This window comes from Actinomadura soli (assembly GCF_005889715.1).
GTDB lineage: Bacteria > Actinomycetota > Actinomycetes > Streptosporangiales > Streptosporangiaceae > Spirillospora > Spirillospora soli.
The window spans coordinates 1-3,408 of record NZ_VCKW01000465.1 but is presented as its reverse complement, the minus strand read 5'-3'; the positions used below and the strand labels follow the sequence as shown (position 1 = coordinate 3,408).

3 protein-coding genes are annotated in these 3,408 nt (G+C 71.2%); all 3 read left to right on the top strand.

Annotated features, from left to right (window positions below):
* The first annotated feature begins 161 nt into the window (after positions 1-161).
* Positions 162-1,676 (top strand): M1 family metallopeptidase, encoded by a 1,515-nt coding sequence (locus ETD83_RS40670; protein ID WP_138650580.1) that lies wholly within the window; start codon positions 162-164, stop codon positions 1,674-1,676.
* Between the two features lie 115 nt (positions 1,677-1,791).
* A complete protein-coding gene (locus ETD83_RS40665; RefSeq protein ID WP_138650579.1) occupies positions 1,792-2,580 on the top strand; it encodes an ABC transporter permease in 789 nt (262 codons plus the stop codon).
* Positions 2,581-2,627: 47 nt separating this feature from the next.
* Positions 2,628-3,408, top strand: a 781-nt coding sequence (locus ETD83_RS40660; RefSeq protein WP_230421521.1) for an ABC transporter permease, incomplete at its 3' end; no start/stop codon positions are given.

The following is a 3,408-nucleotide window of genomic DNA, read 5'->3' as shown; positions in this document are numbered from 1 at the left end:
CCGCCCTGACCCGCCCGGACCCGCGACGCGCCCGCGTCCGGCGATCTTCCGTCTCCGGTCGAGGACACGGTTTCGGCCACATCCGGCAATGGATCTCGACAGCGTCCGAAAACAGGTGGATCGTGAGCGCGCTATTGATCACTCGAGGGAGAGGATCTCTGATGGCGCGTTACACCCGGTTCATTCCGTCGCGGGAGAACCCCGGGCGAATGATCCCGATCGCCGTCGCCGCCGTGAGCGTCGTGGCGCTCGCGCCCGCCGCGTCCGCCGCCGACGGCGGCCTGCACAACGGGCGCTTCACCCCTGGCGCCTCGGGTGTCGGCGACCCGTATTTCCCGCTTGAGGGCAACGGCGGCTACGACGCCCTGCACTACTCGCTCGACTTGGGCTACGACCCCGACCACGACCAGCTGGACGGGAAGGTGACCCTCACCGCCCGGGCCACGCAGAACCTGTCGGCGTTCAACCTGGACCTTTCCGGCATGGACGTCGAGGAGGTCACGGTCGACCGGAAGCGGGCGGACTACAAGCGCCGCGGCCAGGAGCTGACGGTCACGCCGCGCAAGGGGTTGCGGAAGGGCTCGGTGTTCACCGCGGTCGTCAAGTACGGCGGCGTGCCGCAGACGATCGTCGGCTCGCCGATCGTTTTCGGTTCCCCGTACGGGTTCCTGCACACGCCCGACGGGGCGTTCGTCGGCGGCGAGCCGAACGGGCCGAGCACCTGGTTCCCGGTCAACGACCATCCGAGCGACAAGGCGACCTACGACTACACCCTAACGGTGCCGCAGGGCCTGAAGGCCGTCGCCAACGGGCGGCTCGTCTCGCACCGCAGCTCGGTCGCCTCGTTCAGCCGCCGCAGCGCGCAGACCCGCGCCGAGGTCTTCAAGTGGCGCGAGGACAGCCCGATGGCGAGCTACCTCACCACGATCGACATCGGCAAGTGGGAGGTCAAGCAGGGCCGCACGCCGGGCGGCGTGCCCAACTACACCTTCGTCGACCCGGTACTGCTGACGGCCCAGCCGGACGCGGTGGACTTCTTCTACAACACCACCAGCGAGGTCACCGACGGGCTGGCGAAGATCTACGGCCCCTATCCGTTCAGCAGCACCGGCGCCATCGCCGACGACGCGCGCTTCAACGGGCAGCCGCTCGGCTTCTCGCTGGAGACCCAGAGCAAGCCGGTGTACTCGGCCGTCCGCAGCGTCGGCACGATCGTCCACGAGCTGGCGCACCAGTGGTTCGGCGACGCCGTGTCGCCGAAGCAGTGGGACGACATCTGGCTGAACGAGAGCTTCGCGACCTGGGTGACGTGGCACTGGAACGAGACCCACGGCGGCACCGCCGCCGCCTTGCAGGCGCGCGCGACCTACGCGGCGCGGCCGTTCCCCGACCGCGAGGGCCGCCCGTTCTGGTCGGTCGTGCTCGGCGACCCGAAGCGCGACACGATGTTCAACGACCGGGTCTACAACGGCGGCGCGATCATGATCCAGATGCTCCGCGAGAAGATCGGCGACGAGGACTTCTTCGCCGTCCTGCGGACCTGGCTCGCCCGCTACCACGACCGCAACGCCGAGACCGCCCAGTTCATCGCCCTGACGGAGCAGATCTCCGGCCAGGACCTGGACGCGTTCTTCAAGGACTGGCTCTTCTCCCCCATCAAGCCCGCGATCCAGTAGCACCCGCGCGTGCGGAAAGGGCCCCGGCGGGACACGCCGGGGCCCGTTCACGTTTCACGCATTCTGTGCGAAATTACGTAGTGGGTGCGGGCCCGCCTGTTTAGGCTCTCGGCAAGTGGGTGTTCTTCCTTGGGTGTGGTGGTACGGCGTCCGCCGTCACGCGGCTTATCCGCTCGGCTCCGCCACCGAGGCCGTGACCAACACCGTCTTCGGGTTCATGCGCGCGTACGTGCTGATCGCATTGTGGCAGGTGCGTCCGTCCCTCGGCGGCTACGACGAGATCGACGCCGTCACCTTCTGCTTCATCACGCAGGCGCTGATCGGCCCCGTCCAGATCTTCGGCGGGATGGATCTGACCGAGCGGATCCGGAACGGCGACGTGGCGATCGACCTGCACCGGCCGGCGGGGCTGCAGGGCTGGTGGCTGGCCGACGACCTCGGCCGGGCGGCGGGCTCGCTGCTGCTGCGCGCCGGGCCGCCGCTGCTGGCCGGGGCGCTGGTGTTCCCGTTCCGCCCGCCGGCGCCGGCGAACCTCGCCGCGTTCGCGGCGGCGCTGGTCCTCGCGGTGACGGTGAGCTTCGGGCTGCGCTACCTGGTGGCGATGGGGATGTTCTGGCTGCACGACGACCGCGGGCTGAGCGCCGTCACGCTCGTCATGTCGCTGTTCTTCTCCGGGATGATCCTGCCGCTGGTCGTGTTCCCCGGGGCCCTCGGGGGGGTCGCGCGGGCGCTGCCGTGGGCGGCGATGATCCAGGTGCCCGCGGACGTGTTCCTCGGCCGTTACGACGGCGCCGGGCTGGCCGGCGCGCTGGCGTTCCAGGCGGCGTGGGCGGCGGTCCTGCTCGGCGCGGGCGCGCTGGTCACGCGGGCGGCGCGGCGGAAGCTGGTGGTGCACGGTGGCTGACGGCGGGCGGGCCGGCGGTGATCGGTCCGGCGGCGATCGGGCGGGCCGTGATTGACGCGGGGCGGATGTACGGGCTGCTCGCGTGGACGTGGATCCGGGCGGCGGCGCAGTACCCGGTGTCGATGGTGCTGCTGGCCCTCGCGACGGCGGTCGTCACCGGCCTGGACGCCGCCGCGATCGTGCTGCTGTTCTCGCAGGCGCCGCGCATCGCCGGTTTCGGCGCGCCCGAGGTCCTGTTCCTGTACGGGACGTCGGCGCTGTCGTTCGGGATCTCCGACATCCTGCTCGGCACCACCGAGCGGCTCGGATACCACGTGCGGCGGGGGACGCTGGACGCGATGCTGGTGCGGCCGGTGAGCCCGCTCGTCCAGGTCGCGACCGAGGACTTCTCGCCGCGCCGCTTCGGCAAGCTCGTCCCGGCGGCCGGGGTGCTCGCGTTCGCGCTGGCACGGGTGGAGGTGGCGTGGACGCCGGGACGCGTCGCGATGGTCCCGGTCATGGTGCTGTCCGGGGCGGCGATCTTCGGGGCGCTGTGGGTGCTGACGGCGGCGGTGCAGTTCGTGGTCGTGGACGTCCACGGGGCGGGCAAGTCGCTCACCTACGGGGGCGGGTTCCTCACCCAGTACCCGATGACGATGTTCGCGCGCGACTTCGTCCGCGGTGTGACGTTCGTCGTGCCGCTGGCCTTCGTCAACTGGCAGCCCGCCCTGTACGTCCTTGGCCGCGCCGACCCGCTCGGGCTGCCGGGCGCGGCGCGGTTCGCGTCCCCGCTGGTCGCCGCCGCGCTGTGCGGGGCGGCGGGGCTGGCGTGGCGGGCGGTGCCCGCCT